This is a genomic window from Thioclava sp. UBA3469 (assembly GCF_002378135.1).
In the GTDB taxonomy this organism is placed as follows: Bacteria; Pseudomonadota; Alphaproteobacteria; order Rhodobacterales; family Rhodobacteraceae; genus Thioclava; species Thioclava sediminum.
Genome location: NZ_DFRG01000283.1, coordinates 21678 through 27677, shown reverse-complemented (window position 1 = coordinate 27677; position 6000 = coordinate 21678). Strand labels below are relative to the sequence as shown.

Sequence of the window (6000 nt, the reverse complement as noted above, 5' to 3'; positions counted from 1 at the left end):
CGTCGATGGCGATACGCTGGTGGTCCAGAACACGCGGGTGCGGCTTTTCGGGATCGATGCGCCGGAGGCGAAGCAAAGCTGCAAGACGGCGCAGGGTGTGCGCTGGGCCTGCGGTCGGGCGGCCACGGCGGAGTTGCGGCGGCTTGCGGGGCAGGGGGTGCGCTGCTCGGGCGATGAGGAAGATCGCTACGGGCGGCTGATCGCGGTCTGCCGGGCAGGCGGGCGCGACCTGAATGCCGAGATGGTCGCGCGCGGGGCGGCCTTCGCCTATCGGAAATATTCGCGAGATTACGTGTCGCAGGAGGACCGGGCGCGGCGCGCGGGGCTCGGCGTCTGGCAGGGCGCGGCGGAGCGCCCCGCAGAGGTCCGTGCAGCGGCCAAGGTGCAGAACCCGCCGGGAAATTGCGCGATCAAAGGCAATATTTCCGGGCGCGGACGGCTCTATCATCTGCCGGGCACGCGCGCTTATGCCGCCACGCGGATCAACGAGGTCAAGGGCGAGCGGTGGTTCTGCTCGGAAGCCGATGCAAAATCGGCCGGATGGCGTCGCGCGGGCGGCTGATTTGATGCGCATCAAGGTGGGACGAGTCGCGCTGGCCTAATGTCGACCCGACAGCAAGGAAAGGGAGCGACATGGCCAATACGCCGCACACGCTGCAAGAAGAATTCCCGACGAAACTCGATCGGATTCACGAGTTGAAAATCTCCAACGCGCATTTTGCAAAATTGTTGGACGATTACGACGCGCTCAACGATCGCGTGCACCGGGCCGAGACGAATGTGGAGCCGATGGACAGCTTGGCCGAGACCGACCTGCGCAAGCAACGCGCCGCAGTGAAGGACGAGATCGCGCGGATGCTGGGCACCGCCGACGCCTGAGTTGTAGGGTAACGAGTGATTTTGGTGAGACGCCTCGGGACTTCGGCCCCGGGGCGTTTTTCTATGCGATGTCGTAGGGCAGAAGGCCGCGATGGTCGGGATCGACATGCAGCCGGCGTTCCAGCGGCGGAACCGAGCGCTGGTGGCAGTCCTTGCGCTCGCAGATTCGGCAGGAGATCCCGATCGGCTGGTAGGCCTTGGGATTGCCGAGCTCCATATCGTCGGCATAAACGAGCCCCTTCGCGTGGCTCACCTCACACCCAAGACAGATCGCGTAACGACGCACGGGCGCAGTGAAGCTGCCGCCCGATTTCGAGACGTCGCGCGCGAGGCAGAGATAGCGCACGCCATCGGGGGTCTCGGCGAGTTGCCGCAGGAATTTTGTCGGTGTTTCAAAGGCTTGGTGGACGTTCCAGAGCGGGCAGGCGCCGCCGAACCGGGCGAATTGCAGCCGGGTCGCGGAGTGGCGCTTGGTGATCGTGCCGGCCTGATCGACGCGGACGAAGAAGAAGGGGATGCCCTTCGCGCCGGGCCGTTGCAGGGTCGAGAGGCGGTGGGCGACCTGCTCGGTCGAGGCGGTGAAGATGTCGCAGAGCCGCTCCAGATCGTGGCGCGTGTCCTGCGCCGCCTCCAGAAAGGGGCGGTAGGGCAGAAGCGCCGCGCCCGCGAAGTAGTTGGCCAGACCGATCTTGGCGATGGCGCGGGCCGTGTCGGACTGGAAACGCGCAAGGTCGAGCGTGGCCTCCAACAGGTCGTTCTGGGTCATCAGCGCGACCTGATGGAGCAGCTGGAAGGCCTGCGTCGGGCGGCCCGCATGGGCGTTGATCAGAAGGCGATTTCCGTCACGCTCGCGCAGCTGCGAAATGTCGGAAAACTGCACGTCGATGCCCCGTTTCGCGAGCGTATCGATCGCATGAGGAATGGGCTCCAACCGATTGCCATCGCGGCAGGAATAGCGCTCGGCAGCGCGGTCGGCGGCATCGATGTAATTGTCGCAATAGTGGAAGAAGTCGCGGACCTCCTCCCAAGGGGAGACCACCGTTTGCGCGCCCTCGCGGCCCAGGGCTTCGTCGAGCGAGGCGAGGCGTTCATGGGTTTGGCGATAGGCGCGGTGCAACTCGAGGAAGGACCGGGCGAGGGCGGGTGCATTGGACGCCGCGAGCCGCAGATCGGCCAGGGGCGGCGCGCCATCGGAGAAGATCGGGTCGGCCAGCGCCTCGCGCATGTCCGAGACCAGCCGCTCCGCATCGCCTGCCGAGAGCTCGGTCACGTCGAGCCCGAATTCGCTCGCCAGCGCCAGCACGACCTGCGCCGAGACCGGGCGGTGGTTGTTCTCCATCTGGTTGAGATAGGGCAGCGACACGCCGAGCCGCTCAGCGAAGGCTTTCTGGGTCAGGCCGAGCCGCGTGCGGGTTTCGCGTAGTTTCACACCGGCATAGAGTTTCTGAGTCGCCATCTGCCCCTCCCTTTGCAAATGAATTTGTAGCTTTGCAAAAATCCTGCGTCAAATTTTCCCGGGTCAGAAACGGCGCCACGCGGTCAATCGGCGATACGCTTCGATCAGCGGCGGACTTCGCAGTTATGCAATTCGCTATCCGTTGCTTGCCAATTATTTGCAAATTTTCTCGAATCCCCTTTGTAAGATTGTTGCGTTCGGAATAGTGTGCCGGGAAATTATGCGGAGGACCCTCATGAGAGACATCCTGAAGGAGCTGGAGCATCGGCGCGACGAAGCCCGCCTTGGTGGCGGCGAGAAACGCATCGAGGCGCAGCACAAGAAGGGCAAGCTGACCGCGCGCGAGCGGATCGAATTGCTGCTCGACGAGGGCTCTTTCGAAGAGTTCGACATGTTCAAAACCCATCGCTGCACCGATTTCGGGATGGAAGAGAGCAAGCCCTATGGCGACGGCGTCGTCACCGGCTGGGGCACCGTGAACGGGCGCATGGTCTATGTGTTCAGCCAGGACTTCACCGTCTTCGGCGGCTCGCTGTCGGAAACCCATGCCGAGAAGATCTGCAAGATCATGGATATGGCGGTCCAGAACGGCGCGCCGGTGATCGGGATCAACGATTCGGGCGGTGCGCGGATTCAGGAAGGCGTGGCCTCGCTTGCGGGCTATGCGGACGTGTTCCAGCGCAACATCATGGCCTCGGGCGTGGTGCCGCAGATCAGCCTCATCATGGGTCCCTGTGCCGGCGGTGCGGTCTATTCGCCCGCGATGACGGACTTCATCTTCATGGTGAAGGACACGTCGTACATGTTCGTCACCGGCCCCGACGTGGTGAAGACGGTCACCAACGAGCATGTGACGGCCGAGGAACTGGGCGGCGCGACCACCCATACCAAGAAAAGCTCGGTCGCCGATGGTGCCTATGAGAACGATGTCGAGGCGCTGTTCGAGACCCGCCGCCTGATCGACTTCCTGCCGCTGTCGAACCGCGAGAAGGCTCCCGTGCGGCCCTTCTTCGACGAGGTGGACCGGATCGAGGCGTCGCTCGACACGCTGGTGCCGTCGAACGCGAATACCCCCTACGATATGAAGGAACTGATCCTGAAGATCGCGGATGAGGGGGATTTCTTCGAGATCCAGAAGGATTTCGCGGGCAATATCATCACTGGGTTCATTCGTCTCGAAGGGCAGACGGTCGGTGTGGTCGCGAACCAGCCGATGGTGCTGGCGGGCTGTCTGGACATCGATTCCAGCCGCAAGGCCGCGCGCTTCGTGCGCTTCTGCGATGCGTTCGAAATCCCGATCCTGACGCTTGTCGACGTGCCGGGCTTCCTGCCGGGCACCAGCCAGGAATATAACGGCGTCATCAAGCACGGCGCGAAGCTGCTGTTCGCCTATGGCGAGGCGACCGTGCCGAAGGTCACCGTCATCACCCGCAAAGCCTATGGCGGGGCCTATGACGTTATGTCCTCCAAGCACCTGCGTGGCGATTTCAACTACGCCTGGCCGACCGCGGAAATCGCGGTGATGGGCGCCAAGGGCGCGGTCGAAATTCTCTACCGCTCGGAGCTGGGCGAACCCGAGAAGATCGCCAAGCGCACCGCCGATTATGAGGACCGTTTCGCGAACCCGTTCGTGGCGGCCGAGAAGGGCTTCATCGACGAGGTGATCCAGCCGCGCTCGACGCGTCGCCGGGTGGCCCGTGCCTTTGCGGCGCTGCGCTCGAAGAAGCTGTCCAACCCCTGGAAGAAGCACGATAACATCCCGCTCTGAGGAGGCGCATGACGGGCAGGCCGAGGATCACGACGCTCTTGCCCGGCGCTCTCGCCGGGCTGGTGCTGGCATTGCCCGCATCGGCTCAGGAGCTGCGGGAGGTGCCGCCGGTGCCCGATTACGGGGCGATGATGCATCCGGGCAATCTGGGTGAGGATCTGGGGCCGGGCGATGGGCCGGAGGGGACGAAGGGCGATGCGATCCCGGTCCCGTCGGGACAGAAGGTCTGGTGGATCGACGTGATCCATAACGAGGCCGGGCCGGACGGGCTGACCTATCGCTTTCGCTTCCTCGCGCCGCAGATCGGAGGGCGCAGTCCGCTGTCCTCCGATATCGCGCTGAAGGATATCGAGGCGCTGTGCAACGGGTGGGTGGTGCCGCGCCTGCCGCAGCCCGGTCCGGAGCCCGCGCAGGTGATGGTGAGCCTGTCGGACCAGATCGTGCCGTTCGGCGATGCCGCCCCCGAGGTGGTGCAATATTTCGACAGCTTTTCCGTCGAGGACGGAAACTGCGTTTGGGAGTTTTTCTGATGGCTTTGGCCGGAACCGCAGATCACAGCTTGGAGGGCATGATGCCGGAGCGCGCGCAAGCGCAGCCGCTCACGGCGAAATCGCGCTTTCGTGAGCGGGATTTGCAGGCTAACCTGCCCTTGGGGAAAGCAATTTCGGTCCCCGCATTGAAACGGGTCGTGCCGAACCTCGCCGAGATCGGGGCGGGCGCCCCCTTGGACAGGAGAACGACATGTCGAAAGCTCTCATCGCGCTTGGCCTCGTGGCCTTCGTCGCAGCCTGCGCACCCAAGCCTGAGCCCGCGCCGGTGGCCGTCACCACCGAGCCGACCTACACCGGCAAGTACAAATAATCTGCGTGCGGGGCGGGGCGGCAGCCGTCGCCTTGCCCCCGCGATCCCTGCGGGAGCCGTGGCGTTGTGTGATACGCCATACGGTTACCTAGCGGCAATTATCCTTCCAGAGTATGCTCTTAGCCATTCCAACAAAGAATGGGGGAGAGTGAGATGGTCCGAATTTCTCTGGGCGCGCTTGCCTGCGCGGCTCTGCTTGTGGGCTGTGCGCCCAAACCGGAGCCTGCACCTGTCACCGTTGAGCCGGTCTATACCGGCAAATATGGCGGCCCCGTCGCCAGTGGCGGCTCCTGCCGACCGACTGGACGGCTCGTCGACTCGCAATACCCGGCTTCCGTGCCCGACTGTCCGCTCGAATGCGGACCGCTCGAGACTGCCACGGCGGCAACAACGCAGCGACCGGCACAATGTGTGCCCGAGCCGCGCGGCGGATCGACCCAACGTCAGCCGACACCTGGCACGCCAACTTCTTCGACCGACCCGACCGGTGGGAACCAGAGCCGAAATCAAACGGGTCAACAATGAAGGCGTAACGCATAAGCTCAGCACGCGCCGTCCCAACATCTTCAAAGGGGAGGGCGCGTCATGCTGAAGCATCGCGGTTTCCCGTCGCGGTTACCCTCGACGGATTATCAATTCACCATTCGCCGTGCCAACAAGAAGGGCGCGACGAAACTCATTCGGCGTGAACGCTATGCCGATCGCGGCCATGGCGATCGCAAGGCCGATGCCGGCTTCATGGCCGCGCTTTGGGCGCAGTTCGGCGAAGAGCCGTTCGAGCGCGGCAATCTCGATGCGGGCCGGTTGAGCTGGCTCTTCGGGCGCGAAGTGGTGGCCGCCGAGGATCCGTTCGATCCCGAAAGCTACGAGGCGCTTCTCAAGATCGACGCGAAACGCGCGGAAGCCTCCTTCCCGGAGGTCTTCGCCGATCCCGACGCCTTCACCTTCGATGATGACGAGGATGAGGATTGGGCATGATTTCGCTGATGTCCTGCGCGAAATGGCGGCATGCCGCCGAACCTCATGGTTGTAGGGA

Annotated in this window: 6 protein-coding genes; 5 read left to right on the top strand and 1 reads right to left on the bottom strand. The window is 63.8% G+C overall.

What is annotated here, in order from left to right; all coding sequences use genetic code 11:
* Together B3D39_RS20625 and B3D39_RS20620 are read left to right on the top strand one after the other, a co-directional pair.
* Positions 1 to 562 (top strand): thermonuclease family protein (locus B3D39_RS20625; RefSeq protein ID WP_286790047.1); only part of this gene is annotated, 562 nt, incomplete at its 5' end.
* Positions 563 to 633: 71 nt separating this feature from the next.
* Positions 634 to 879 (top strand): YdcH family protein, encoded by a 246-nt coding sequence (locus tag B3D39_RS20620; RefSeq protein ID WP_078542708.1) that lies wholly within the window; start codon positions 634 to 636, stop codon positions 877 to 879.
* Between the two features lie 61 nt (positions 880 to 940).
* Here the strand turns inward: B3D39_RS20620 and B3D39_RS20615 are convergent, their stop codons facing one another.
* A complete protein-coding gene (locus B3D39_RS20615; RefSeq protein ID WP_274961706.1) occupies positions 941 to 2335 on the bottom strand; it encodes a helix-turn-helix domain-containing protein in 1395 nt (464 codons plus the stop codon).
* Between the two features lie 235 nt (positions 2336 to 2570).
* On the opposite strand from B3D39_RS20615, the gene B3D39_RS20610 reads away from it, so the two are divergent.
* The 3 genes from B3D39_RS20610 (at position 2571) to B3D39_RS20600 (ending at position 5942) form a co-directional block, all read left to right on the top strand.
* Positions 2571 to 4103: an acyl-CoA carboxylase subunit beta gene (locus B3D39_RS20610; RefSeq protein WP_083078881.1), complete on the top strand. Its 1533-nt coding sequence runs from the start codon at positions 2571 to 2573 to the stop codon at positions 4101 to 4103.
* Between the two features lie 8 nt (positions 4104 to 4111).
* Positions 4112 to 4633: a DUF6497 family protein gene (locus B3D39_RS20605; protein ID WP_246832728.1), complete on the top strand. Its 522-nt coding sequence runs from the start codon at positions 4112 to 4114 to the stop codon at positions 4631 to 4633.
* 916 nt (positions 4634 to 5549) lie between these two features.
* Positions 5550 to 5942, top strand: a complete 393-nt coding sequence (locus B3D39_RS20600; protein ID WP_274961707.1) for a hypothetical protein — start codon at positions 5550 to 5552, stop codon at positions 5940 to 5942.
* Positions 5943 to 6000 lie beyond the last annotated feature (58 nt).

Bases quoted from the DNA above. Each gene is read 5' to 3' on its own strand.
- B3D39_RS20620 (WP_078542708.1), top strand. From the start codon at position 634: ATGGCCAATACGCCGCACACGCTGCAAGAAGAATTCCCGACGAAACTC.
- B3D39_RS20600 (WP_274961707.1), top strand. From the start codon at position 5,550: ATGCTGAAGCATCGCGGTTTCCCGTCGCGGTTACCCTCGACGGATTAT.
- B3D39_RS20605 (WP_246832728.1), top strand. From the start codon at position 4,112: ATGACGGGCAGGCCGAGGATCACGACGCTCTTGCCCGGCGCTCTCGCC.
- B3D39_RS20610 (WP_083078881.1), top strand. From the start codon at position 2,571: ATGAGAGACATCCTGAAGGAGCTGGAGCATCGGCGCGACGAAGCCCGC.
- B3D39_RS20615 (WP_274961706.1), bottom strand. From the start codon at position 2,335: ATGGCGACTCAGAAACTCTATGCCGGTGTGAAACTACGCGAAACCCGC.